The sequence below is a fragment of the Nocardioides sp. T5 genome (genome assembly GCF_048161455.1).
In the GTDB taxonomy this organism is placed as follows: domain Bacteria; phylum Actinomycetota; class Actinomycetes; order Propionibacteriales; family Nocardioidaceae; genus Nocardioides.
The window spans coordinates 3,337,640-3,360,256 of the sequence record NZ_CP182415.1; the positions used below are offsets into that span (position 1 = coordinate 3,337,640).

The 22,617-nt window shown below is 71.7% G+C and carries 26 protein-coding genes and 1 tRNA gene; 13 read left to right on the forward strand and 14 right to left on the reverse strand.

Going from position 1 to position 22,617, the window contains the following annotated elements:
* Positions 1-115: 115 nt before the first annotated feature.
* A tRNA-Leu gene (locus ACNKF0_RS16250) sits at positions 116-188 on the forward strand.
* Positions 189-255: 67 nt separating this feature from the next.
* Complete coding sequence (locus ACNKF0_RS16255; protein ID WP_416953771.1) at positions 256-1,131, forward strand: bile acid:sodium symporter family protein; 876 nt, start codon at positions 256-258, stop codon at positions 1,129-1,131.
* Here the strand turns inward: ACNKF0_RS16255 and ACNKF0_RS16260 are convergent.
* Together ACNKF0_RS16260 and rph are read right to left on the reverse strand one after the other, a co-directional pair.
* Entirely contained in the window at positions 1,120-1,728 is a 609-nt protein-coding gene (locus ACNKF0_RS16260) for a non-canonical purine NTP pyrophosphatase (RefSeq protein ID WP_416958558.1), read from the reverse strand. The genes ACNKF0_RS16255 and ACNKF0_RS16260 overlap by 12 nt on opposite strands.
* Before the next feature lie 41 nt (positions 1,729-1,769).
* Complete coding sequence (gene rph, locus ACNKF0_RS16265; protein WP_299931990.1) at positions 1,770-2,510, reverse strand: ribonuclease PH; 741 nt, start codon at positions 2,508-2,510, stop codon at positions 1,770-1,772.
* A 233-nt stretch (positions 2,511-2,743) separates the two neighbouring features.
* On the opposite strand from rph, the gene ACNKF0_RS16270 reads away from it, so the two are divergent.
* Together ACNKF0_RS16270 and ACNKF0_RS16275 are read left to right on the forward strand one after the other, a co-directional pair.
* Complete coding sequence (locus tag ACNKF0_RS16270) at positions 2,744-3,898, forward strand: sensor histidine kinase (RefSeq protein ID WP_416953774.1); 1,155 nt, start codon at positions 2,744-2,746, stop codon at positions 3,896-3,898.
* On the forward strand, positions 3,886-4,545 hold the full coding sequence (locus ACNKF0_RS16275; RefSeq protein ID WP_416953776.1) for a response regulator: 660 nt from the start codon (positions 3,886-3,888) through the stop codon (positions 4,543-4,545). The genes ACNKF0_RS16270 and ACNKF0_RS16275 overlap by 13 nt, the downstream gene beginning before the upstream one ends.
* Before the next feature lie 18 nt (positions 4,546-4,563).
* On the opposite strand, the gene ACNKF0_RS16280 is transcribed toward ACNKF0_RS16275, so the two are convergent.
* Both ACNKF0_RS16280 and murI read right to left on the reverse strand, forming a co-directional pair.
* On the reverse strand, positions 4,564-5,340 hold the full coding sequence (locus ACNKF0_RS16280; protein WP_416953778.1) for an MBL fold metallo-hydrolase: 777 nt from the start codon (positions 5,338-5,340) through the stop codon (positions 4,564-4,566).
* A 70-nt stretch (positions 5,341-5,410) separates the two neighbouring features.
* Positions 5,411-6,235, reverse strand: a complete 825-nt coding sequence (murI, locus tag ACNKF0_RS16285) for a glutamate racemase (protein WP_416953780.1) — start codon at positions 6,233-6,235, stop codon at positions 5,411-5,413.
* A gap of 91 nt (positions 6,236-6,326) precedes the next feature.
* Between murI and ACNKF0_RS16290 the strand changes: the two genes are divergently transcribed.
* Together ACNKF0_RS16290 and ACNKF0_RS16295 are read left to right on the forward strand one after the other, a co-directional pair.
* Entirely contained in the window at positions 6,327-7,376 is a 1,050-nt protein-coding gene (locus ACNKF0_RS16290) for an alkaline phosphatase family protein (protein ID WP_416953782.1), read from the forward strand.
* Between the two features lie 33 nt (positions 7,377-7,409).
* Positions 7,410-8,969: a CotH kinase family protein gene (locus tag ACNKF0_RS16295; RefSeq protein ID WP_416953784.1), complete on the forward strand. Its 1,560-nt coding sequence runs from the start codon at positions 7,410-7,412 to the stop codon at positions 8,967-8,969.
* Positions 8,970-8,972: 3 nt separating this feature from the next.
* On the opposite strand, the gene ACNKF0_RS16300 is transcribed toward ACNKF0_RS16295, so the two are convergent.
* The 4 genes from ACNKF0_RS16300 to ACNKF0_RS16315 are packed head-to-tail and all read right to left on the reverse strand — an operon-like array spanning position 8,973 to position 11,346.
* Positions 8,973-9,620 (reverse strand): DUF3152 domain-containing protein, encoded by a 648-nt coding sequence (locus ACNKF0_RS16300; protein ID WP_416953786.1) that lies wholly within the window; start codon positions 9,618-9,620, stop codon positions 8,973-8,975.
* 31 nt (positions 9,621-9,651) lie between these two features.
* Entirely contained in the window at positions 9,652-10,602 is a 951-nt protein-coding gene (locus ACNKF0_RS16305) for a PLP-dependent cysteine synthase family protein (protein ID WP_416953788.1), read from the reverse strand.
* Positions 10,603-10,606: 4 nt separating this feature from the next.
* On the reverse strand, positions 10,607-10,897 hold the full coding sequence (locus tag ACNKF0_RS16310; protein ID WP_416953790.1) for a MoaD/ThiS family protein: 291 nt from the start codon (positions 10,895-10,897) through the stop codon (positions 10,607-10,609).
* Entirely contained in the window at positions 10,897-11,346 is a 450-nt protein-coding gene (locus ACNKF0_RS16315; protein ID WP_299931961.1) for a M67 family metallopeptidase, read from the reverse strand. Before ACNKF0_RS16315 ends, ACNKF0_RS16310 begins: the two co-directional genes overlap by 1 nt.
* Before the next feature lie 88 nt (positions 11,347-11,434).
* Between ACNKF0_RS16315 and ACNKF0_RS16320 the strand changes: the two genes are divergently transcribed.
* Positions 11,435-12,688 carry an MFS transporter gene (locus ACNKF0_RS16320; protein ID WP_416953792.1) on the forward strand — a complete coding sequence of 418 codons (1,254 nt, stop codon included), beginning with the start codon at positions 11,435-11,437 and terminating at the stop codon, positions 12,686-12,688.
* A gap of 361 nt (positions 12,689-13,049) precedes the next feature.
* Here the strand turns inward: ACNKF0_RS16320 and ACNKF0_RS16325 are convergent, their stop codons facing one another.
* From ACNKF0_RS16325 to clpS, 3 genes are read right to left on the reverse strand one after another with little or no spacing between them, the layout of a single operon-like run.
* Positions 13,050-14,258, reverse strand: coding sequence for a DUF429 domain-containing protein (locus ACNKF0_RS16325; protein ID WP_416953794.1), 1,209 nt, complete (start codon positions 14,256-14,258; stop codon positions 13,050-13,052).
* Positions 14,255-14,848 carry a DUF2017 domain-containing protein gene (locus ACNKF0_RS16330; RefSeq protein WP_299931955.1) on the reverse strand — a complete coding sequence of 198 codons (594 nt, stop codon included), beginning with the start codon at positions 14,846-14,848 and terminating at the stop codon, positions 14,255-14,257. The genes ACNKF0_RS16325 and ACNKF0_RS16330 overlap by 4 nt, the downstream gene beginning before the upstream one ends.
* Position 14,849: 1 nt before the next feature.
* A complete protein-coding gene (gene clpS, locus ACNKF0_RS16335; protein WP_299931953.1) occupies positions 14,850-15,155 on the reverse strand; it encodes an ATP-dependent Clp protease adapter ClpS in 306 nt (101 codons plus the stop codon).
* A gap of 75 nt (positions 15,156-15,230) precedes the next feature.
* Here clpS and ACNKF0_RS16340 point away from each other — a divergent pair, with 75 nt between their 5' ends.
* Positions 15,231-16,478, forward strand: coding sequence for a nicotinate phosphoribosyltransferase (locus ACNKF0_RS16340; protein ID WP_416958560.1), 1,248 nt, complete (start codon positions 15,231-15,233; stop codon positions 16,476-16,478).
* Positions 16,479-16,503: 25 nt separating this feature from the next.
* Positions 16,504-17,079, forward strand: a complete 576-nt coding sequence (locus tag ACNKF0_RS16345; protein ID WP_416953796.1) for a nicotinamidase — start codon at positions 16,504-16,506, stop codon at positions 17,077-17,079.
* A gap of 21 nt (positions 17,080-17,100) precedes the next feature.
* On the opposite strand, the gene ACNKF0_RS16350 is transcribed toward ACNKF0_RS16345, so the two are convergent.
* Complete coding sequence (locus ACNKF0_RS16350; protein ID WP_416953798.1) at positions 17,101-17,637, reverse strand: DUF1697 domain-containing protein; 537 nt, start codon at positions 17,635-17,637, stop codon at positions 17,101-17,103.
* 53 nt (positions 17,638-17,690) lie between these two features.
* Here ACNKF0_RS16350 and ACNKF0_RS16355 point away from each other — a divergent pair, with 53 nt between their 5' ends.
* The 3 genes from ACNKF0_RS16355 to ACNKF0_RS16365 are packed head-to-tail and all read left to right on the forward strand — an operon-like array spanning position 17,691 to position 20,084.
* Entirely contained in the window at positions 17,691-18,476 is a 786-nt protein-coding gene (locus tag ACNKF0_RS16355) for a transporter substrate-binding domain-containing protein (protein WP_416953800.1), read from the forward strand.
* Between the two features lie 49 nt (positions 18,477-18,525).
* Positions 18,526-19,317, forward strand: a complete 792-nt coding sequence (locus ACNKF0_RS16360) for an amino acid ABC transporter permease (protein ID WP_416953802.1) — start codon at positions 18,526-18,528, stop codon at positions 19,315-19,317.
* Positions 19,317-20,084, forward strand: a complete 768-nt coding sequence (locus ACNKF0_RS16365; RefSeq protein WP_416953804.1) for an amino acid ABC transporter ATP-binding protein — start codon at positions 19,317-19,319, stop codon at positions 20,082-20,084. Before ACNKF0_RS16360 ends, ACNKF0_RS16365 begins: the two co-directional genes overlap by 1 nt.
* A gap of 22 nt (positions 20,085-20,106) precedes the next feature.
* On the opposite strand, the gene ACNKF0_RS16370 is transcribed toward ACNKF0_RS16365, so the two are convergent.
* Together ACNKF0_RS16370 and ACNKF0_RS16375 are read right to left on the reverse strand one after the other, a co-directional pair.
* Positions 20,107-20,913 (reverse strand): hypothetical protein, encoded by an 807-nt coding sequence (locus tag ACNKF0_RS16370; protein ID WP_416953806.1) that lies wholly within the window; start codon positions 20,911-20,913, stop codon positions 20,107-20,109.
* A gap of 120 nt (positions 20,914-21,033) precedes the next feature.
* Positions 21,034-21,945, reverse strand: a complete 912-nt coding sequence (locus tag ACNKF0_RS16375; RefSeq protein ID WP_416953808.1) for a LysR family transcriptional regulator ArgP — start codon at positions 21,943-21,945, stop codon at positions 21,034-21,036.
* A gap of 72 nt (positions 21,946-22,017) precedes the next feature.
* Between ACNKF0_RS16375 and ACNKF0_RS16380 the strand changes: the two genes are divergently transcribed.
* Positions 22,018-22,617, forward strand: a complete 600-nt coding sequence (locus ACNKF0_RS16380) for a LysE/ArgO family amino acid transporter (RefSeq protein WP_299931936.1) — start codon at positions 22,018-22,020, stop codon at positions 22,615-22,617.

Sequence of the window (22,617 nt, forward strand, 5' to 3'; positions counted from 1 at the left end):
CCTGGCCCCTCGGGGTACGTCGCGAGGGCCACATCCGCCGCACGTGTCCGACATGTCGCCCCGCCGGCACGCCGCAGAGGGCGACGTCTCGGACACGTGTGAGGATTGAGCCTCCGCGCTCGTAGCCCAACGGTAGAGGCACCGCGTTTAGGTCGCGGCCAGTGAGAGTTCGAATCTCTCCGAGCGCACCCTGCACGAACGAGCAGTTCGCGCGAGTCCCGCCCATGTGACCCCCGTCACCACTAGGGTCCGCGCATGGACTCCGCGCTCACGACCGTCGGACTGCCGCTCGCGCTGGCGATCATCATGTTCGGGCTCGGCCTGGACCTGACGGTCGGAGACTTCAAGCGGGTCGGCCGGGCACCGAAGGCCGTGGGCGTCGCGCTCGCCTGCCAGATCCTGCTGCTGCCGGCGATCTGCTTCGGGCTGGTGGTGCTCTTCGACCTCCCGGCCCTCCTCGGGATCGGCATGCTGCTGCTCGCGGCCTCGCCGGGCGGCACGACGGCGAACCTCTTCAGCCACCTCTTCCGCGGCGACGTCGCCCTCAACATCACGCTGACGGCGATCAACACCGTCATCGCTGTCGTGACGCTCCCGCTGATCACCGGCCTCGCCATCGCCTACTACGACCGCCAGGACGACGTCTCGATGCCGCTGGTCGAGATCGTCAAGGTGTTCGCGCTGATCCTGCTGCCGGTCGGCATCGGGATGCTGGTCAACGCCCGCGCGCCCGGCTTCGCGCGACGGATGGACAAGCCGGTGCGGATCGGGTCGGCCGTGATCCTCGCGGTCCTCGTGCTCGGCATCCTGCTCGACCAGCGCGAGAACGTCGCCGACTACCTCGCCGACGTCGGCCTGATCGCCGCCCTCTTCTGCGCGATCAGCCTGGTCGTCGGCTACTACGTTCCCAAGGCCGTGGGGGTCACCGGCCCGCAGGCCATCGCGTCCTCGATGGAGGTCGGGGTGCACAACGCCACACTCGCGATCTTCGTCGCGGTCGAGGTGCTCGACGAGGTCGAGATCTCGGTGCCGGCGGCCGTCTACTCGCTGGTCATGTTCCTCTTCGCCGCCCTGTGGGGCATGTGGGTCAGCAGGCAGGTCGGCGCGCGCGAGGAGGCGTCAGTCGTCTGACCCCGCGCCCGGCTGCGTGCCGGCGAGGTCCGCGGCGACGTACGGCGCGAGCTCGCGCAGCGCCCGGCCGCGGTGCGAGATCAGGTCCTTCTCCCCCGGCCCGAGCTCGGCGGAGGTGAGGTCCTCGGCGTCGTGCTCCACCGCGACGAAGACCACGTCGTAGCCGAACCCGCCACTGCCGCGCACCTCGCGGATGATGCGGCCGTCCATCCGGCCCTCGACGACGCGCTCGCGCCCGTCGGGCAGGACCCACGCCACGGCGCACGCGAAGTGCGCGCCGCGACGTTCGTCCGGTACGTCGTGGAGCTGGTCGAGCAGCAGCTCGTTGTTGCGCTGGTCTGCCCCCTGCTTGTCACCCAGCGAGGACCCCGACCACCGGGCCGACAGCACGCCCGGCATCCCGTTGAGGGCGTCGACGCACAGGCCGCTGTCGTCCGCGACCGACGGGAGCCCGGTGGCCGCGACACCGGCGCGCGCCTTCAGCAACGCGTTGCCCTCGAACGTCGGCTGGTCCTCGACCGGCTCGACGTAGCCGTCGACGTCGGCGATGCCGAGCACCTCGATGCCGGGCACGTGCTCGGCGAGGATGCGCTGCATCTCGAGGATCTTCTTGGCGTTGGCCGAGGCCAGGAATATCTTCACCGGGCCAGCGCCTCCTGCTGCAGGCGCGTCAGGTCGACGCAGCCCTTCGCGGCCAGGTCCAGCAGGGCGTCGAGCTCGGCGCGGTCGAAGGCGGCGCCCTCGGCCGTGCCCTGCACCTCGACGAACGTGCCCTCGCCGGTCATCACGACGTTCATGTCGGTCTCGGCGCGCACGTCCTCGACGTAGGGCAGGTCGAGTCGCGGCGCGCCGTCGATGATGCCGACGCTGACGGCGGCGACGGAGCCGGTCAACGGCTCGCCCGCCAGCGCGCCGCTGGCCCGCAGGTGCGCCACCGCGTCCGCCAGGGCGACGTACGCCCCGGTGATCGCGGCGGTGCGCGTGCCGCCGTCGGCCTGCAGGACGTCGCAGTCGAGCACGATGGTGTTCTCGCCGAGTGCCTCGTAGTCGATGACCGCCCGCAGCGAGCGTCCGATCAGCCGTGAGATCTCGTGCGTGCGGCCGCCGATGCGGCCCTTGACCGACTCGCGGTCGGAGCGGGTGTTGGTGGCCGCGGGGAGCATGGCGTACTCGGCGGTGACCCACCCCAGCCCCGAGCCCTTGCGCCAGCGGGGCACGCCCTCCGACGCGGAGGCGGCGCACAGCACCTTGGTGCCGCCGAACTCGACCAGCACCGATCCGGCCGCGTGGTCGAGCCAGTGGCGGGTGATGGTGATGGGGCGCAGCTCGTCGTCGGCGCGGCCGTCGGCCCGGGGAGCCGGAGTCGGGACAGAAGTCATGGGCACGACCCTAGACGTGACTGAGCCGGGTCCGGTCACCCCCGTGTGTTACCGGACCCGGCTCGAAGCCCCGTCCCCAGTGGGACCGTCCGGTCGTGCGCGGCCCCACGCCGCGCAGCTCCCTCCGCGCGGTTGGTGCCACCACCATCGGCCGCGTCGGACGCCCGGCGCATCGGCCCTGAGGCCATGTCGATGCGACCAAAGTAGGAAAAGTGCTCGTTACCCTGAGGGCCGTGGAGCCTCGACCCGACACCCAGCCGGAGCTGACGTGGGTGTCGCACGCCTGGCGGTACGCCGTGTGCGTGGTGTTCTCTGCCGCGATCTGGCAGACGGTGGCGGGGCCCGAGTGGCGCGAGCACCGCCTGCTCTTCGCCGCCGAGGTGGTCCTGGGCCTGGCCGCCTTCGTTCTCGTGTACTTCCGCCGCCGGGCGCCGGTGCGCGTGGCGCTGGTGATCGCGGCGATGAGCGCCCTCTCCGGGATCGCGGCCGGTCCGGCCACCCTGGCGGCGGTCTCCGTGGCCACGCGGCGTCGCTGGCGCGAGGTGGTGCTGGTCGGCAGCGCGAACTTCGTCGCTGCCCAGACGTGGACGACCATCGCACCGATCGAGGACAACGACTTCCTCGTCACCACGCTGGTCAACCTCGCCGTCAACACCGGGATGATGGGTTGGGGTCTCTACATCGGCTCGCGGCGCGAGCTGCTCTGGAACCTCCGCAACCGCGCCGAGCGGGCCGAGCTCGAGCAGGAGCTCCGTCTCTCCCAGGCCCGGTCCACGGAGCGTGCGCGCATCGCCGGCGAGATGCACGACGTGGTCGCGCACCGCATCACCCAGGTCTCCATGCACGCCGGCGCGCTCGCCTTCCGCGACGACCTCGACGGCGACCGGCTCCGCGAGGGGCTCGGACAGATCCAGCGCCAGGCCAACGACGCGCTCCACGAGCTGCGTGACGTGCTCGGCGTGCTGCGCGAGGACGACACGAGCCCGCCCACCGCGCGCCCGCAACCGACGTACGACGACATCGCCGCCCTCGTCGACGAGGCGAGGTCGCACGGACTCGACATCGACTGGACCGACCACGTCGACGGCGACGTGCCGGTGCCTCCGGCGACGGGCCGCACGGTCTACCGGATCGTCCAGGAGGGCATCACCAACGTGCGCAAGCACGCCCCCGGCGCCGAGGTGGCGATCCGCTCCACTGGTGACGAGCGGGGTGGCATCACGGTGGTGATCAGCAACCCGCTGGGCGACCGGCCGAGCGCCGCACCCGGCTCGGGGCTGGGGCTCGTCGGGCTGCGCGAGCGCACCGAGCTCCGAGGCGGTCGGCTGCACCAGCGCACGGAGGGGGCACGGTTCGTGCTGGAGGCTTGGCTACCGTGGACCGCGTGATCCGCGTGCTGCTCGTCGACGACGACCCGCTGGTCCGTTCGGCGTTGACGCTGATGCTCGGCGGCCAGTCCGACATCGAGGTCGTCGGCGAGGCCCCCGACGGCGAGGCCGGCCTGGCCCAGGTCGCCCTGCACCGGCCGGACGTGGTGCTGATGGACATCCGGATGCCCGTGATGGACGGCCTGGAGGCCACGCGCATCCTGCACTCGAGGCCGTCCCCACCGGCCGTCGTCGTGCTCACCACCTTCGACGCCGACGACCACGTGCTGAGGGCCGTGGCGGCGGGCGCCGACGGGTTCCTGCTCAAGGACACCCCGCCCGGTGACATCGTCGGTGCGATCCGCACGGTCGCGGCCGGCGACGCGATGCTGTCGCCGTCGGCGACGCGCAGCCTGGTCTCCCGGCTGCGCAGCACCTCGACGAGCGACCGCACCTCGACGGCCGCCGACCGGCTGGCCGTGCTGACCGAGCGCGAGCTCGAGGTCGCCGTGTGCGTGGGACGCGGGCTCAGCAACTCCGAGATCGCCTCGGAGCTCTACCTGTCGATCCCGACCGTGAAGTCGCACGTGTCCCGCCTGCTGACCAAGCTCGACGCCACCAACCGCGTGCAGGTGGCGATGGTCGTGCACGACGCCGGCCTGGTCTGAGGCTGGTCTGGGACCCGCCTACAGGTCGTACGTCGCCCCGGCGCGGGCCAGCTCGACCGGGCCCGACCACTCGGCGCGTGCCTCGGCCTCGGCGTCGGCCGGGTCGTGCCACGGCGGGACGTGGGTCAGCACCAGGCGCCCGACCCCGGCGTGCTCGGCCGTGCGTCCGCAGTCGGCGCCGGTCATGTGGAGGTCGGGCGGGTTGTCGTCACCGGTGCGGAAGGACGCCTCGGCGAGCAGCAGGTGTGCGCCCTCGGCCAGCTCGTCGAGCTGTGGGCAGGGTCCGGTGTCGCCCGAGTAGACGAGCGTGCGACCACCGGCGGTGACCTTCAGGGCATAGGCGGTGACGGGGTGGACCACCTGCCGGGCCTCGACCCGGAACGGTCCGACCTCCACCACCTCGACCGCGGCATGGTCGTGGCCGTCGTACTCCGCGAAGGCGAACTCCTCCGTCATGCCCGGGTGGAGCGGCAGGTCGTAGGCCCGCGCCATCCGCTCTGCCGTCCCGGCCGGACCCCACACGGGGATCTGCGGCTGCGGGCCGGTGGGGTGGTACTTGCGCATCACGTAGTAGCCGCAAAGGTCGAGACAGTGGTCGGCGTGGAGGTGGCTGAGGAACACCGCGTCGATGCCGAGCGGGTCGGCGTAGCGGTGCAGCTGGCCGAGCGCTCCGTTGCCGAGGTCGAGCAGGATGCGCCACGTGCGGCCGTCCGCCTCCTCCTCGAGGAGGTAGCAGCTCGCCGCGGACTCGGGGCCGGGGTAGGACCCCGAGCACCCGACGATGGTGAGCTTCATCGGGGCCCCCACGAAGTTGTTCGGCGGAGGAGCGGAGCGGGGGAGACGAAGAAGTTCGTGGGGTGATGACTCATCGACGCCCCCCGGCGAACTGCGTCGCACCGAGCAGCTCCGCGCCGAGGAAGCGGCGTCCGGTCGTGGCGAAGTCGTCGGGGCTGCCCGTGGTGGAGAACGTGTAGCTCGCCTCGCCGTCGGGACGCATCAGACCGGTGCGGGCCAGCATCTTGTAGACGTCCTTCGCGCACTCCTCTGCCGAGCTGACCAGGGTGACCTGGTCGCCCATCACGTAGGAGATCACGCCGGTCAGCAGCGGGTAGTGAGTGCAGCCGAGGATCAACGTGTCGACCCCCGCCTCGGCCAGCGGGTGGAGGTAGTCGTGGGCCGCGGCCAGCAGCTCGTCGCCCCCGGTGACGCCCTGCTCGACGAAGTCGACGAAGCGCGGGCAGGCCCGGATGTGCAGGTCGAGGTGGGGTGCCGCGGCGAAGGCGTCGTCGTACGCCATCGAGCTGGCGGTCGCGCGGGTGCAGATCACGCCGACCCGCTGGTTGCGCGTGGCAGCGGCCGCACGCCGGGCTGCGGGCAGGATCACCTCGACGACGGGTACGTCGTAGCGCTCACGGGCGTCGCGGAGCATGGCGGCGCTCGCGGAGTTGCAGGCGATGACGAGTGCCTTGACGCCCTGCTCGTAGAGGTGGTCGAGGCACTCGAGGGCGTACTCGCGGACCTCGCCGATGGGCTTCTGGCCATAGGGCTGGCGGGCGGTGTCGCCGAGGTAGACGACCGACTCGTGCGGAAGCTGGTCGATCACCGAGCGCGCCACGGTCAACCCGCCGAAGCCGGAGTCGAAGATGCCGATCGGGGCGTCGGCGGTCTCTCTCGGCGTGGACGTCGGCACAGGAGGAAGGCTAGGCGGTCGGGCCGCTGCGGGTCACGCGGTCGCGTGCGTCGGCCCCGTCACACGGCCCGTGCCGGGTTAGGGTCGCGGCGTGACACTGCGTACCGCCCTCGCCTCCCTGCTCGCCTGCACCGCCGTCGGCCTGGTGCCGATGTCGGCCCCGGCCCAGGTGCCCTCAGGGGACCCCGCGCCGCGCACCGCGCGCGTCTCGGCGGACAACGCCATCGACTCCGTCGTGGCGATCTCCGTCGACGGGCTCAACACCGACGCCCTCGGCAAGCTGGGCCGCGAGCGCACGCCGCGCCTGCACGACCTCATGGACTCCGGCGCCTCTACTCTCAACGCCCGCACCGAGCGCGAGCTCACCGTCACCCTGCCCAACCACACCGGGATGGTCACCGGTCGCCGCGTCGAGGCCACCACCGGCGGCCACGGCGTGACCTGGAACGACGACCGGCGCCGGCCCACGACCGTCCAGGCGGCCGCCGGGGAACGCGTCGAGTCGGTCTTCACGCAGATCGCCGCGGCGGGCGGATCGACCGCGCTCTTCGCGAGCAAGACGAAGTTCACCCTCTGGAAGCGCAGCTGGCCCCTGGCCATCGACACCACCCGCATCCGCCTCGACAACGCGGTCCTGGCGCGCTCCGTGCGGCGCGACCTGCGCGACCACGAGCGCGCCTTCCGCTTCGTGCACCTCTCCCTGCCCGACGCCGTGGGTCACGACCACGGCTTCATGTCGCCGCGCTACCTGCGTGCGGTCGAGCAGGCCGACCGCCTCGTCGGGGTGATCGTCGACGCCGTGCGCACCGACGCCGAGCTCGTCGGCCGCACCGCGATCATCCTCACCAGCGACCACGGCGGACTCGGCGCCAGCCACTCCGACTCCCGCAAGCTGGCCAACTACCGCGTGCCCTTCATGGTGGTCGGCCCGGGCGTGGCGGCCGGCGCGGACCTCTACGAGCTCAACGCGGACGACTACCGCGACCCCGGCAAGCGGCGCACCGGCTACCGCCAGTCGCTGCAGCCGGTTCGCAACGGCGCCGTCGCGAACCTGACGCTCGACATGCTCGACCTGCCGGCCGTTCCGGGCAGCGAGCACAACTTCCGGCTCGATCTCGACGTCTCACCGCCACCTGCCTGACCCAGTCGCCCGCACGCCGGGCTGAGGAGACCCATGTCCCTGTTGACCAAGCCCGCCCTGAGACGCCTCGGCGTCGCGACCGCGCTTGTCGTCGCATCGTCCACCGCGGCGCTCGCCCCGGCCACGGGCCGCGAGCCCGCGAGCACCGAGCGCGCAGCCGCAGTGATCGGTTGGCCGCCGGCCCCGCCGACCCAGCTGGTGATCGACACCGCGGGCGTCACCGTGGGGCGCGAGGACTACGTGCCGGGCACGGTCACCCTCGACGGCGTCACCCGGGTCACCGAGGTGCGCGGACGCGGCAACTCGACCTGGGGCTGGGACAAGAAGCCCTTGAAGCTCAAGCTGGAGGAGGACGCCGCCCTCGTCGGGTCGCGCGACTACGACGAGTGGGTCCTCCTCGCCGGATACGCCGACCGCAGCTCGCTCCGCACGGCCGCGGCGTTCGCCGTCGCGGCGCAGACCCGCCTGAAGTGGACTCCCCGCTTCCGCTTCGTCGAGATGGTCCTCAACGGTCAGTCGCAGGGCCTCTACATGCTCACCGAGCAGGTCGAGGAGGGCAAGGGACGCGTCAACCTGCCCGACGACGGCTACCTGCTGGAGTTCAACAAGCGCTACCTGCGCGACGACGAGCCCGGGTTCCGCACCCGCTGGGGCTCCGCCATCGCGTTCAAGGACCCCGACGAGGTGACCAAGAAGCAGCGACGCGAGGTGCGACGCGCGGTCACGCGCTTCGAGAAGGTCCTCTACGGGCCCGACTTCGCCGACCCGGAGACCGGCTACGCGGCGTACGTCAACGTCCGCAAGCTCATTGACTGGTACCTCGTCGAGGAGCTCTTCTCCAACCAGGACTCCAACTTCCAGTCCAGCGTCAACGTCAGCTGGGTGCCGGGCAAGCGCTTCGTCTTCGGCCCCGTGTGGGACTTCGACCTGAGCGCCGGCACCCGTTGGCGTGGCTCCTCGCAGCCCGACACCTGGCACACGCGGGTCGGGCGCCACTGGGTCGCCCGGATGCTGCAGGACCCGGCCTTCTCCGCCCGCGTGAAGAGCCGCTGGGCCCGCCTCAAGCCGATCGCGCGCCAGGTCGTCTCCGAGATCCCCGCCGCGGCGGCCACCCTGGCTCCCGTCGCCGACGCAGACTGGGCGCAGTGGCACGCCTCGGGCGACCTGGACTGGACCCACCGTGGGAGCACGCGGCAGGCGGAGGTCGACTTCCTCGGCGACTGGCTGACCAAGCGCATCCAGTGGCTGAGCAACAACGAGGTGCGCCTCGGCGGGATCCGGCAGCGCACGCCGGAGCGCGAGCGCACGGTCTGGGTGCCGGTGCGCCTGCAGTCACCCGCGAACGGGACGGTCGACGTCTCCTGGACCGTCCAGGCCGGCACCGCGACCGCGGGCGAGGACTTCGTGGCCGCGACCGGACAGGCGACGTTCGCCGCCGGGCAGGTGGAGCGCTACGTCCCGGTCCAGATCCTCGACGACCGGGTCACCGAGGGCCGCGAGACGGTGCAGGTCTCCCTCACCGGCGCCAGCCACGACATCGTCGTCGGCTCGCCGTCGACGACCACGGTGGTCATCGACGCCAACGTGCGGTGACGCCTAGCGCCGCCTGACCGCCGCGGCCTCCCAGGCGAGCGGCCACGGGTTGAACCGGCACCCGCCGGTGCCCTTGGACTGCTGCATCATCACCGGCGCCCGGCCACGTCCGCGGCACGAGGTGTGGGGGCGCCCCAGCCAGTGGCCGGTCTCGTGGTTGACGACCATGTGCCGGTAGTCGCGCCGCGACCGACCAGCCGCGTTCCAGGCGGGCGAGGCCCGCGTCCAGCGCAGCTGGTTGATCACGACGTGCCGACCGACACGGCACGACCACTGCACCGAGCAGCCCGACGAGAAGGACGGCAGCGTGCCCGCCGTGGCGAGCACGAGGGTGAAGTCGCCACCCCGGCGCACCCGGCGGAACTTCACGCCGGCGGCGCGCCAGCCGCGCGGGTGGTCGAAGGTCTCCTGGGCATGCCGGCGGAAGACCTTCATCGAGGCCGTCACCCGCCCCCGGGTGGTGACCGAGTAGGTGACGCGGCGGCTCACCGGGACGGCGTACGACTCCACGGTGGACTGCGTGGGTGTCGCGGCGGCCCGCCGGTGCTCCCTGGCGTCCTCGACCGTCGCGTGGGCGGGTGCGCCCAGGAGCGTGAGGACGAGCGGCACCAGCACGCCAAGACGTCGCAGGGGTCGGGGCGCGCGGTCCACCGCACCAGCCTAGGCCCGGATGAGGCCCGGGTCAGGCCCAGAGCTGTCCGTCGAGCCGGTCCTCCGCCTCGTCGACGGTGCCCTCGTAGGCGCCGGTCGAGAGGTACTTCCAGCCGCCGTCGCACACGACGAAGGCGATGTCGGCGCTCTCCCCTGCCTTGACGGCCTTGGCGGCCTGCCCGAGCGCCGCGTGGAGGATGGCACCGGTCGAGATCCCGGCGAAGATGCCCTCGAGCTCCAGCAGCTCGCGCACCCGACGTACGGCGTCGCGCGGACCGACGCTGAAGCGGGAGTCGATCAGCGAGGCGTCGTAGAGCTCGGGGACGAACCCCTCGTCGAGGTTGCGCAGGCCGTAGACGAGCTCGCCGTAGCGGGGCTCGGCCGCGACGATCCGCACGCCGGGCTTGGCGCTGCGGAAGAAGCGGGAGACGCCCATGAGGGTGCCGGTCGTGCCGAGGCCGGCGACGAAGTGGGTGATCGAGGGCAGGTCGGCGAGGAGCTCGGGCCCGGTGCCCTCCTCGTGCGCGAGGGCGTTGGCCTCGTTGCCGTACTGGTAGAGCATCACCCAGTCGGGGTGCTCCCCCGCGACCTGCTTGGCGACCCGGACGGCCTCGTTGGACCCGCCGGCCGCGGGCGAGGAGACGATCTCCGCGCCCCACATCCGCAGCAGCTGGCGTCGCTCCTCGGAGGTGTTCTCCGGCATCACGCAGACGATGCGGTAGCCCTTGAGCTTGGCGGCCATCGCGAGCGAGATGCCGGTGTTGCCGCTGGTGGGCTCGAGGATCGTGCAGCCGGGACGCAGGGTGCCGTCCTTCTCGGCCTGCTCGATCATCTTGAGGGCCGGGCGGTCCTTGATGGAGCCGGTCGGGTTGCGGTCCTCAAGCTTGGCCCAGAGGCGTACGTCGGGGCTGGGCGAGAGCCGCGGCAGCCCCACGAGCGGGGTGTTGCCGACCGACTCCAGCAGGCTGTCGAAACGGGTCATTCGGTCAGCGGGCCCCGCCGGCGACGGCGGGGAGGACGACGACCTGGTCGCCGTCGGCGAGCTCGGCCTCGAGCCCACCCATGAAGCGGACGTCCTCGTCGTTGATGTAGACGTTGACGAACCGGCGCAGGTCGATCGAACCGGACTTGTCCTCGACGAGGCGGTCCTTGATGCCGGGGTGGTTGCCGTCCAGGTCGTCGATCAGCGCGGACAGCGTGCCACCCGAGCCCTCGACCGACTTCGCGCCGTCGGTGTAGGTGCGCAGGATGGTGGGGATCCGGACGTCGATGGCCATCAGGGGGTGCTCGCTCTCTGGTGCTCGGGGGTCGGGGTGATCGTGACGTCCTCTTCGGTCACGACACCGTCGATGATTCTGTAGGACCTGAACTCCACCGGGCGCTCACTATTCCCGCGCTCCCGTGTGCTGACGAGCACGTAGTGGGCGTTGGGCTCGCTGGCCAGGCCGATGTCGGTGCGGCTGGGGTAGGCCTCCGTGGCGGTGTGCGAGTGGTAGATCACCACCGGCTCCTCGTCGCGGGCGTCCATGTCCTTGTAGAGCGCCAGCAGCTCGGTGGAGTCGAACTCGTAGAACGTCGGGCTGCCGGCGGCGTTGACCATCGGGACGAACCGCTCGGCGCGGTCGGTGCCCTCGGGGCCGGCGACGACGCCGCACGCCTCGTCGGGGTGGTCGCGCTGGGCGTGCGCCACGATGGCGTCGTAGATCTCCTGGGCGATGGTCAGCACGCGGTCAAGGGTAGGCAGGCGCCCGATGCGGTCCGTGCGCGTCTCACGACATAGTCTTGACGTCGAGAGAGTTCGGGGGGTCCACCAGATGTCGTTGTCGCAGGCGCAGGCGCCCCTGACCCGCCGCGGCATCCCCCTCGAGCGGGACCTGCGGGTCTTGGCGATCGGCTCCTTCGCCAACCGGTTCGGCGCCGGCGCCGTGATGACGACCAGCGCGCTCTACTTCACCCGGCAGGTGGGCTTCACCGCCGCCGAGGTGGCCCTCGCGCTGGCGGTGGCGGCCGTGGTCGGGATCCTCGTGCAGGTGCCGGCCGGCCAGCTCGGCGACAGCCACGGCCCGCGCCGGGTCCTGACCGTCTGCATGGTGGGCGCCGCCCTCACGAGCGCCCTGCCCGTCCTGGCTCGTACGCCGTGGCAGCTCGCGCTGCTGCTGGCCCTGCTGACCCTCTTCGAACGCTCGGCCGGGTCCGTCCAGCAGGGCGTGATCGCCCAGCTCGCGACCGGCGGGCGCGGCGTGCAGTTCAAGGCCTACCTGCGGGCAGTGACCAACACCGCGATCGGCCTCGGCTCGGTCTTCGGCGGCGCCGCCCTCGTCGTCGACGAGTCGTGGGCCTACGTCTCGGTCTTCGTCCTCAACGCGGTGTTCACCGGCTTCGCCGCGTGGAACAGCACCCGGCTCCCGGACCTTCCGGCCTACGTCCGGCTGGAGGGCGAGCCGCGCCTCGCCGTGCTGCGCGACTGGCCCTACGTCGTCGTGGTGGCGCTGACCGGGCTCTTCTCGCTCCACTTCTTCGTGATGGAGCTGGGACTGGCGCTCTACATCTCCGAGCGCACCGCCGCGCCGCCCGTGATGGTCGCGGTGCTCCTCATCGTCAACACCGCGTGCGTCGCGCTCTTCCAGGTGAAGCTGTCGCGTCGCGCCGACTCCGTGGAGGCCGGTGCCCGGGCGCTGGTCCGCGGCGCCGTCTGGATCGCGGCCGGCTTCGCCATCGTGGCGCTGGCCGACCGCGGTGACGCGACCTTCGCCGTCGTCGTGCTCGTCGTCGGGTCGCTGGTGCACGTCGTCGGCGAGATGATCGGCTCGGGCGGCCAGTGGGGCCTGCAGATGGGCCTGGCCCCTCACGAGCGGCAGGGCCAGTACCAGGGCTTCGCCGGGCTCGGCTTCAGCGTCATCGCGGTCGTCGGACCCCCGGTCGTGACGCTGCTGTGCGTCGAGATGGGCGAGACCGGCTGGCTGGTGCTCGCCGGCCTGATGCTGGGCGTGGCGCTGGTGTCGGTCCCTGCCTCCCGGTGGGCGCTCGCCTCCCGCGAGCGATACGGCGTGCTGACGCACTCGGGCTGACGCTCCGGCGCCCGTCGGGTGGCCGCCCAAGACCGGGCCCCAAGGGCCACAACCGCCACACGTGTCCGAGAAGCTGCCCCGGAACCGGCCGCCCAGGGGCCACGACCGCCACACGTGTCCGAGAAGTGGCCCTCGAACCAGCCGCCCAAGGGCCACCACCGCCACACGTGTCCGAGAAGTCGCCCTCGAACCCGCCGCCCAGGGGCCACAACCGCCACACGTGCGGACGTACGACGCCTCCGCCCGGCAGGCCGCCCAGGACCGGGCCCCCGAGGGCCACAACCGCCACACGTGTCCGAGATGTCGCCCTCGAACCCGCCGCCCAGGGGCCACAACCGCCACACGTGTCCGAGAAGTGGCCCTACACCCAGATCGCGGCCGGGATCCCGTCGGAGAAGACCTCCGGCACGTCGGGGAACGACTCGGAGACCCCGAGCGAGTGACGTACGGCCGTCCAGGCGACGGCGCAGGCGTCGAGCAGGTCGTCCTCTCCGAACCCGGCGCCGCGGAACCAGGCCGGGGCCACGATCCCATGGGTGGCGAGCGCCTCGCGGCGGGCGCGGACGCCGTCGGCGTCCTTCTTGCGCGCCAGCACGGGAGCCCCGGCCATCCGGGCGAAGCTCACCTCCGGGTGCACCTCGATCACCCGCGTCCCGGGCCGGCCGCGCACCCACGCGTCCACCTGCAGCACCTTCTCCCGCAGGGCGTAGGCCTGGGCGCTGACGCTGGTGCGCCCGCCGGTCGCGGCGAGGTTGGCCTCGCGCGCCTCGGCGTAGGTCGCGGCCTCGACCGCGGAGCGTACGGGCGTGGAGAACACCGAGGACGCCTTGCCGACCAGCGCCCGGCGGGCCTCGGCGTCCGCGAGCCGGCCGCCGCGGTCGGGCAGGCCGATCGGGATGTCGACGGCGACCACGGGTACGTCGTGCTGCTCGCGCACGAGATCGAGCAGCCCGGTGATGTCGGCGGCGACGAAGACGGAGGCCCGCAAGCTGGGGTCGAGGACGACGCCGACCCAGCCGGCCGGGCAGGCGTCCACGCCGAGGACCGGGGCGGGCGGCCTGAGGACGGGCGGCGGCTCGACCTCGCCCTGGTCGGGCGGGGCCGTGAAGCGTGCCTCGCGCTCGTCGCCCAGCGCGGCGTCGATGCGGGCGAGCAGGACGTCGCTCATCGGGGGCAGCGAGGAGAGGGGCCACCAGCGCACGTCGCTGGACTCGTCGTCGGCGACGTGGGCCTCGCCCTCGAGCCAGGTGCAGGCGAAGGTCAGGTCGAGGTAGGCGGCCCGGTCGCCGTTGGCGTGGACGACCTCGGGATGCACGCCGGTCGAGACGAGCCGGTCGACCCGGACGCGTACGCCGGTCTCCTCGGTCACCTCGCGGGCCGCGGCCACCGCCGGCTCCTCGCCGGGGTCGACGATGCCGGTGACCGGGGACCACTGACCGTTGTCCGAGCGCCGCACCAGCAGCAGCTGGTCCCCGCGGCGTACGACCGCGGTGACACCGGGCAGCCAGAGCAGGTGGTCGCTGCCGATCTTGTCGCGGAGGGCGACGACGAAGTCGGGGACGGGCGTCATCCGGCCGTCAGCGCCTCGACCACCGTCTCCTGGAGGTAGCCGACCCACTCGTAGATGTCGTGCGCCTGCGCACGCGGGTCGTCGTCGGGCAGGGAGTGCCAGTAGTCCTCGTCGCCGGCCTCGACGCCGAGGCGGGTGGCCAGCGCGAGCCGGATGTCGGTGAAGGCGCGCATCCAGGTCTCGGCCTGGGCGTGGGTGAGCTCGACGTCGATGACGAGGCCGTCCTCGGTCAGCTCGGGCGGGAGGCCGGCCTCCTCCACCGCGTCGATGATCGCCGCGGCCGCCGCGGCCTTGCCGTCGCGCAGCCCTCCCTCGGTGAAGCGGCGGAAGTCGGAGGCGGCCTCCACGTCGTCGGGGTAGGCGGTGGGGAACAGGCGCGCGAGCACCGGGTCCTCGGGGATCGTCGTGGCGCCGGAGAACTCCGCCATCATCGCCTCGAAGGCGTCGGCGGTCGGCGCGGCGGGCTCGGCCCGCTCGTTGCGCAGCAGCTCGACCATCTGCGAGGCGAGCGAGCGCAGGAGGTCGGCCTCGAAGCCGGTGAACGTGGCGATGACGTGGCCGGACCTGCGGTGTCGTTCGAAGCCGCTCACCTCAGGACGCCTTCTCCATCGTCGCCCAGAGCCCGTACTCGTGCATCGCCTGCACGTCGCGCTCCATCTCCTCGCGCGTGCCCGTCGAGACGACCGACTTGCCCTCGGTGTGCACCTCGAGCATCAGCTTCTCGGCCTTCGCCTTGTCGTAGCCGAAGTACTTCTGGAACACGTAGGAGACGTAGGACATCAGGTTGACCGGGTCGTCCCACACGAGGGTCACCCACGGCTTGGCCAGGAAGGTGATCTCGTCGGGGGTGAGGGTCGGCTCGACCTCTACGGGACTGGCGGCTGACACGAGGTCCATCGTGGCACAGTGTCGGTCGTGACGAGCCCACCCCGTAGGTCGACGGCGCTGCTGACCGACCACTACGAGCTGACCATGGTCCAGGCGGCGCGCCAGTCCGGCACGGCGGACCGGAGGGCGGTCTTCGAGCTCTTCCCGCGGCGCCTCCCGGCGGGTCGCCGCTACGGCGTGGTGGCCGGGGTCGGGAGGGCGCTCGACGCGCTGGAGGACTTCCGCTTCGACGCCAGCGTGCTCACCGCGCTCGAGGGCGTCGTCGACCCCGACATGCTCGACTGGCTCGGCTCCTACCGCTTCTCCGGCGACGTGTGGGGCTACGCCGAGGGCGAGGCCTACTTCCCCTACTCGCCGCTGCTCGTCGTCGAGGGGACCTTCGCCGAGGCCGTCCTCCTCGAGACCGTCCTGCTGTCGATCTACAACCACGACTCCGCCATCGCCTCGGCGGCGTCGCGGATGACGCTGGCGGCCGGTGACCGGCCGTGCATCGAGATGGGGTCGCGCCGCACCCACGAGGAGGCCGCGGTGGCCGCCGCGCGGGCGGCGTACGTCGCCGGGTTCGACGCCACCAGCAACCTGGCCGCGCGTGCCCGCTACGGCGTGCCGTCCACCGGCACCGCCGCCCACTCCTTCACCCTGCTCCACGACGCCGAGGCCGACGCCTTCCGTGCCCAGGTGCAGACCCTCGGGGTCGGCACGACGCTGCTGGTCGACACCTACGACGTCGCCGAGGCCGTCCGCCTCGCGGTCGAGGTGGCCGGCAGGGGGCTCGGCGCCGTCCGTCTCGACTCCGGCGACCTGGGCGAGGTCGCCCGGGAGGTCCGCGCCCAGCTCGACGGGCTCGGCGCGAGCGCGACCCGGATCGTGGTGACCAGCGACCTCGACGAGCACGCCATCGCCGCCCTCGCCGCCGCCCCCGTCGACGCCTACGGCGTGGGGACCCAGCTGGTCACGGGCTCGGGGCACCCGACGTGCGGCTTCGTCTACAAGCTCGTGGCACGCGAGGACGCGACCGGCGAGCTGGTGTCGGTGGCCAAGAAGTCGACCGACAAGCCGTCCATCGGCGGACGCAAGTACGCCCTGCGCCGGCGTGGCCCCAGCGGCGTGGCGGAGGCGGAGGTCGTCGGGATCGGCGCGGCGCCCGAGGACGACGGCGACGACCGCGCCCTCCTCGTCCCGCTCGTCCGCGACGGCGAGGTCGTCGGCCGCGCCACGCTCGAGGAGGCCCGGGCCCGCCACCGCGCCTCGGTCGCCGAGCTGCCTCGCTCGGTCACGATGATGTCGGCCGGCGAGGCGGCGATCCCGACGGTGCACCTCGGGCCCCACTGACCTCGGGCCCCGCTAACCTCGGACCATGGCCCGCGCCCTGATCGTCGTCGACGTCCAGAACGACTTCTGCGAGGGCGGCTCGCTGCCCGTCCCGGGCGGCGCACGGGTCGCGGCCGACATCAACGAGCTGCTGCACCGCTGGCACGCGGGCGGCGACGACGCACCGGCCTACGACGTCGTGGTCGCCACCAAGGACCACCACGTCGACCCCGGGTCGCACTGGTCGCTGAAGCCCGACTTCGTCGACTCGTGGCCGGTGCACTGCAAGGTCGGCACCGAGGGCGCGGCGTTCCACCCCAACCTCGACCCGCAGCCCTTCGACGAGGTGTTCTGCAAGGGCGAGCACGAGGCGGCCTACAGCGGTTTCGAGGGTCGTACGACGTCGGGCGAGCCGCTGGCCGACTGGCTGCGGGCCCGTCAGGTGGAGGAGGTCGACGTGTGCGGGATCGCCACCGACCACTGCGTGCGCGCGACCGCCCTGGACGGCGCGGGCGCGGGCTTCACGACCAGGGTCCTGACCGCGTTGTGCGCCGGGGTCGCGGAGGAGTCGACGGCCGCCGCGATCACCGAGCTGGCCGGCGCCGGCGTCGAGATCGCCTGAGCAGTCGAGATCGGGTGGGCATCAGCACCACTTCTCGGTGACGGTGCGCAGCACCTTGACCGTGCGCGCCGTGCCCAGCCCGAGTGCCGCCAGCTCCTTCAAGGCGAGGAGCCTCGAGGTGTGGATGTTGCCGTCGAGCAGCACGTAGGCCGCGCGCCCGTCGACGACGACCACCTCGCCGTCGTGCTCGAGCGCGTGGGCAGCCTCGACGGCCGCGGCGGGCGGCGCGGCGGCGTACAACGTCACGTAGTGCTGCCCGGCGGGGTCGTGCTCGGCGTGCAGCTCCTCGGCGCGCGCGGTGAGCGCGGCGAGGTCGCGGGTCGTGAACACGATCGTCGGGACCTCGAAGCCCGCCTCGGCGGCGTAGGCCTCCTCCAGTGCCTGCCGCACCTTGGCCACCGAGCGGGCGGGGTGGGTCAGGCGCACGTTGCCGGTGTTGATGTAGGTCTCGACGTCCGTGCCGCCCGCGGCCTCGGTGGCCGCCCGGATGGCGTCCTTGGGGAACTTGCGCTTCGCGCCGAGGTTGATCGCGCGCAGGAAGGCGACGTAGGTGGGCACACCGCGGAGTATGCCTGCGTGAGTGCCGCGTCACACCGGTCTAGGGTGAACCCATGAAGACTCGAGCTCTTGCCACCGGAATCGCCGTCGCCCTGTCCCTGACTGCTGCGGGATGCGCCAAGGATGACACCAGCACGACCACCGAGTCGGGCGCCACTCTCATCAACGGCGGAACGTTGACCATCTGCACCCACCTGCCCTACGAGCCGTTCGAGTTCACCGAGGGCGGCGAGGTCGTCGGCTTCGACCCCGACGTGCTCAAGATCGCCGCTGACGCCGAGGGCTGGGACACCGAGGTCGTCGACATCGGCTGGGAGACCATCGTCTCCGGCGAGGCGCTCAACACCGGCCAGTGCGACGTCTCCGCAGGAGCGATGACGATCACCGACGAGCGCGAGGCCGTGATGGACTTCAGCGACCCGTACTTCGAGGCCACCCAGGCCCTGATGACCAAGGCCGGCTCCGGGATCACCTCGCTCGACGACCTCGCCGGCATGTCCGTCGCCGTGCAGGACGGCACCACCGGCGCCGACTACGTTCGTGAGAACGCGCCGGACGACACCAAGATCGTCTCCTTCGAGGACTCCGCGCTGATGCAGCAGGCCGTCAAGACGGGGAAGACCGACGCCGGCGTCAACGACAACGGCCTGCTCAACTACTTCGTCAGCGAGAACCCCGACGTCGAGGTCGTCAACGAGTTCAAGACCGGCGAGAGCTACGGCTTCTCGGTCAAGAAGGACAGCAACGACGACCTGCTCACGATCATCAACGACGCGATCGCCAGCGACGAGTACGACGCGGTCTACGAAGAGTGGTTCGGCACGGCTCCCAGCGAGTGACCCCCTCGCCACCCAGTCCGCGGACCCCGAGCAGAAGGTGACCTGAACCATGGCGAGTCCACGACAGCGTGCCGCGCGGTGGCGCTACGTCCAGTACGCCGTCCTCGTCGCCGCCCTCGTGGCGATCTTCTTCCTCGCCGACTGGAAGCAGCTCCAGCGGGCGTTCTTCGACTGGGACGTGGTCAAGGCCCAGTTCCCCGACGTCATCACGGTGGCGCTGAAGAACACGATCATCTACACCGCGTGCGGCTTCACGTTCGGGCTTGCGCTGGGGCTGGTCCTGGCCCTGATGCGCCTCTCGAGCGTGGGGCCGTACCGCTGGATCGCCACAGGGGTCATCGAGCTGTTCCGCGGCCTTCCCGCGCTGGTCGTGTTCATCGCGCTGAGCGTGGGCTTCAGCCTCGCCTTCCCGGCGTACGAGATCCCCTTCGGCAACCTGGGCATCGTCACCCTGGCCCTCGGACTCGTCGGTGGCGCCTACATGGCCGAGACGATCAGGGCCGGGATCCAGGCGGTGCCCAAGGGGCAGATGGAGGCGGCGCGCTCGCTGGGCATGTCCCACAGCAGGGCGATGATCAGCGTGGTCGTCCCCCAGGCGTTCCGGATCATCCTGCCGCCGCTGACCAACGAGCTGATCCTGCTCACCAAGGACTCCTCGCTGGTCTACATCCTGGGTCTGTCGCTGAGCCAGTACGAGCTCACCAAGTTCGGCCGCGAGGGCATGAACACCTCGTCCAACCTGACCCCGATCATCGTGATCGGCCTGTGCTACCTGCTGATCACGGTGCCGTTGTCGATCGTCGTACGCCGTATGGAGAGCCGCGCCGAGAGGGCCCGCTGATGACCGCCGAGCAGACCACCACCAGCACCGAGCGCAGCGACGCCGCGATCGACGTCCAGCAGCTGCACAAGTACTTCGGCGACAACGAGGTGCTCAAGGGGATCGACTTCCACGTGAGCCACGGGCAGGTGGTCTGCGTCATCGGCCCCTCCGGCTCGGGCAAGTCGACGCTGCTGCGTTGCGTCAATCTGCTGGAGATCCCCACCAAGGGCAGGATCTTCGTCGAGGGCGTGGAGATCACGGACCCCGACGCCGACGTCGACAAGCTGCGCGCCCGGATCGGCATCGTCTTCCAGCAGTTCAACCTCTTCCCGCACATGACCGTGCTGCGCAACCTCACCATCGCGCAGCAGAAGGTCGCCGGGCGCCACAAGGACGAGTCGGTCGAGATCGCGCGTGCCAACCTCGAGAAGGTCGGGCTCGCCGAGAAGGAGGGCGCCTACCCCGCCCACCTGTCGGGCGGCCAGATGCAGCGCGTCGCGATCGCCCGGGCGCTGTCGATGCAGCCCGACATGATGCTGTTCGACGAGCCGACCTCAGCGCTCGACCCCGAGCTGGTCGGCGACGTCCTGGCCGTGATGAAGGACCTGGCGACCGAGGGGATGACGATGATGGTCGTCACCCACGAGATGGGCTTCGCCCGCGAGGTCGGCGACAAGCTCGTCTTCATGGACGGCGGCGTGATCGTCGAGGAGGGCGACCCGGCTGAGGTGCTCGCCAACCCGCAGCACGAGCGGACGCAGTCGTTCCTCTCGAAGGTGCTCTAGCGCGGGCGCTGCGCCCGGCGGGTCAGCCCCGCTTGCACTGGCTGGGCGGGGTGACGGCGGGGTCGAAGACGTGGCGGGGCGGCGTGATGCTCGAGCCGTCCGGCGACTCCTTCATCGTCATCGCCCACCAGCCCGCCTTGCGGGTCTCGATGGCGGCGAGCTGCTCCTCGGGGAGCGCGTTCCACATGTTGAGGACGTCGACGCCGACCTCGATCAGGTGACCGTGCGGGGTGACGACCGCCCTGGCCTCGATGTCGTCGAGCGCTGCAGGCACGGTCGGGAAGAGCCCCCGCGGCATGCCGGTCAGCACGGCCTTGGCGGGCACGCCGACGGCGACGCCGTCCCCCGCGAGCCGGACCGCCCGTGCCGCGGTGACCGGCCAGGTCGGGTCCAGGTCGGTCGGCAGCGCCCAGCTGCGGGACTGGTCCTCGGTGATGTCGGCCCAGCAGTCGGCGGCGTTCGGTCCCCACACCTCGCTGTTGAAGTAGGTGCGTCCGGCGACGACGAGGTAGTCGACCTGCTGCACGTTGCCGTCGATCGCGGAGTCCATCGACAGCTCGCTGTAGCCCGTGGAGGGGCTGTACCGGCCGTCGAGGTCGAAGATGCGCCTGCCGCCGTTGTCCGGGTTCTTGGTGAGGAGCTGGCCGTGCCACTCCACGATGCCCATCTTGGCGACCTGGCTGTCGATCGCCTCGAGCTGCTCGCCCTCGAGCAGGAAGTCGTCGCCCTTGGTCGCGGCGGCCTCCCCCGAGCCCCCGCACGCACTGAGGGTCAGCGCCAGACCGGCAGTGAGCGCGGCGGCCCACGATGCGCTTCGACGACGTGCCACTGGGGTTTCCCCGATCAGGTCGTGACGAGCTCCGTGCTCGATCTCGCTCGGAGCCTAGGACCGGCTCCGGGGCCTGTCAGGGGAATCACGGATCTCGTCGGGGCGGCCGGCGCCGGTGCGTCAGCCGGACATCCAACCGCGGGCCGCGCCCACGACCGCGTCGGTGAGGTCGTCGACCAGCGCCGACCCCAGCCGCCAGTGCTGCCAGAACAGCGGCACCTCGGGCCGCCGGCCCGGCACGAGCTCGACGAGCTCGCCGCGGTCGAGCTCGTCGACGACGTCGGACTCGGGCAGCAGGCCCCACCCCATGCCGACCCGGATCGCCCGGTCGAACTCGCGCACCGACGGCACGTACGTCACCGGGGGCGCGAGGTGGCGGCGCGTCACCCGGCGGATGAAGTCGTGCTGGAGCGAGTCGCTGCGGTCGAAGGCCACGATGGGCGCCTCCCCCAGAGCACCGGACCCGACACCGTCGGCGAAGTGAGTGCCGTGGAAGTCGCGGGTCGCGACCGCGGCGTAGCGCAGCCGGCCCAGGCGCACCACGCGGCACCCCGGCACCGGCTTGGGCTCGCCCGTGATCGCCGCCACCACCTCACCGCGCCGCAGGCGCTCCGCGGTGCGGGTGTGGTCCTCGCGCACCACCTCGAACACCACGCGGTGCCGCGACTGCACCTCGGCGAGCGCGTCGACGAACCAGCCGTAGAGCGCGTCGGCGTTGACCGCGATCGGGAGCGAGGCGTACGTCGTGCCGCCGGCGTCGGCCTCCTCGACGAGCTCGGCGACGGCCTCCCGCTCCAGGAGCTCGGTCTGGGTGGCGAGCCGCACCAGCACCAGGCCGGCCTCGGTGGGCTCCAGCGGCTTGACCCGGTGCAGCAAGACGCGGCCGATCCGCGTCTCGAGCGCCTTGATGCGCTGGCTCACGGCGGACGGGGTGACATGGAGCTCGCGGGCGGCCGCCTCGAACGTGCCGAGGCGGACCGCGACGGCCAGTGTGCGCAGGGCCACAGGGTCCAGCTGGGTGATGTCTTTCATAATGAGACATTCTAATGATTCCTCAGAATCGTTCGCTGGATTGAACACACTCAGCGACCTAGCGTGGTCCTCATGTTCCAGGTTGCTCTCACCGGTCTGCTCACCGGACTCGCCCTCATCGTCGCCGTCGGCGCGCAGAACGCCTTCCTCCTCCGGCAGGGGATCCGCGGCGAGCACGTCCTGCCGATCGTGCTGACCTGCCTGGTTTCGGACGTCGTCGCGATCACGGCGGGCGTGGCCGGCCTCGGGGTCGTGCTCGAGCGGTGGCCCGCCGTCCTGCCGGTGGCCCAGGTGCTCGGTGGGCTCTACCTCATCGCCTTCGGCGTGCACGCCGCGATGCGGGCATGGCGCCCGACGGCGCTGGAGGCGGGCGAGGCGACGGCCCTCACCCCCGGCCGGGCGGTGCTGCTGACGCTGGCCCTGACCTGGCTCAACCCGCACTTCTACCTCGACGCCGTCCTCATGCTGGGCACCGTGGCCAACAGCTTCGCGGCCGACCGCTGGTGGTTCCTCGCCGGCACCCTCGTCGCCAGCGTGCTGTGGTTCTTCGGGCTCGGCTACGGCGCCCGGCTGCTGCGCGGCCTGTTCGCCCGCCCCAAGGCGTGGCGCGTGCTCGACTCCGCGATCGCCGTGGTGATGGGCGCCCTCGGCGTGGGGCTGCTCGTCCACTGA

Bases quoted from the DNA above. Each gene is read 5' to 3' on its own strand.
- ACNKF0_RS16380 (WP_299931936.1), top strand. From the start codon at position 22,018: ATGTTCCAGGTTGCTCTCACCGGTCTGCTCACCGGACTCGCCCTCATC.
- ACNKF0_RS16295 (WP_416953784.1), top strand. From the start codon at position 7,410: ATGTCCCTGTTGACCAAGCCCGCCCTGAGACGCCTCGGCGTCGCGACC.
- ACNKF0_RS16360 (WP_416953802.1), top strand. From the start codon at position 18,526: ATGGCGAGTCCACGACAGCGTGCCGCGCGGTGGCGCTACGTCCAGTAC.
- ACNKF0_RS16375 (WP_416953808.1), bottom strand. From the start codon at position 21,945: ATGAAAGACATCACCCAGCTGGACCCTGTGGCCCTGCGCACACTGGCC.
- ACNKF0_RS16260 (WP_416958558.1), bottom strand. From the start codon at position 1,728: ATGCAGCGCATCCTCGCCGAGCACGTGCCCGGCATCGAGGTGCTCGGC.
- ACNKF0_RS16345 (WP_416953796.1), top strand. From the start codon at position 16,504: ATGGCCCGCGCCCTGATCGTCGTCGACGTCCAGAACGACTTCTGCGAG.
- ACNKF0_RS16310 (WP_416953790.1), bottom strand. From the start codon at position 10,897: ATGGCCATCGACGTCCGGATCCCCACCATCCTGCGCACCTACACCGAC.
- ACNKF0_RS16280 (WP_416953778.1), bottom strand. From the start codon at position 5,340: ATGAAGCTCACCATCGTCGGGTGCTCGGGGTCCTACCCCGGCCCCGAG.
- ACNKF0_RS16320 (WP_416953792.1), top strand. From the start codon at position 11,435: ATGTCGTTGTCGCAGGCGCAGGCGCCCCTGACCCGCCGCGGCATCCCC.
- rph (WP_299931990.1), bottom strand. From the start codon at position 2,510: ATGACTTCTGTCCCGACTCCGGCTCCCCGGGCCGACGGCCGCGCCGAC.
- clpS (WP_299931953.1), bottom strand. From the start codon at position 15,155: ATGGACCTCGTGTCAGCCGCCAGTCCCGTAGAGGTCGAGCCGACCCTC.
- ACNKF0_RS16325 (WP_416953794.1), bottom strand. From the start codon at position 14,258: ATGACGCCCGTCCCCGACTTCGTCGTCGCCCTCCGCGACAAGATCGGC.
- ACNKF0_RS16255 (WP_416953771.1), top strand. From the start codon at position 256: ATGGACTCCGCGCTCACGACCGTCGGACTGCCGCTCGCGCTGGCGATC.
- ACNKF0_RS16365 (WP_416953804.1), top strand. From the start codon at position 19,317: ATGACCGCCGAGCAGACCACCACCAGCACCGAGCGCAGCGACGCCGCG.
- ACNKF0_RS16305 (WP_416953788.1), bottom strand. From the start codon at position 10,602: ATGACCCGTTTCGACAGCCTGCTGGAGTCGGTCGGCAACACCCCGCTC.
- ACNKF0_RS16355 (WP_416953800.1), top strand. From the start codon at position 17,691: ATGAAGACTCGAGCTCTTGCCACCGGAATCGCCGTCGCCCTGTCCCTG.
- ACNKF0_RS16340 (WP_416958560.1), top strand. From the start codon at position 15,231: ATGGTCCAGGCGGCGCGCCAGTCCGGCACGGCGGACCGGAGGGCGGTC.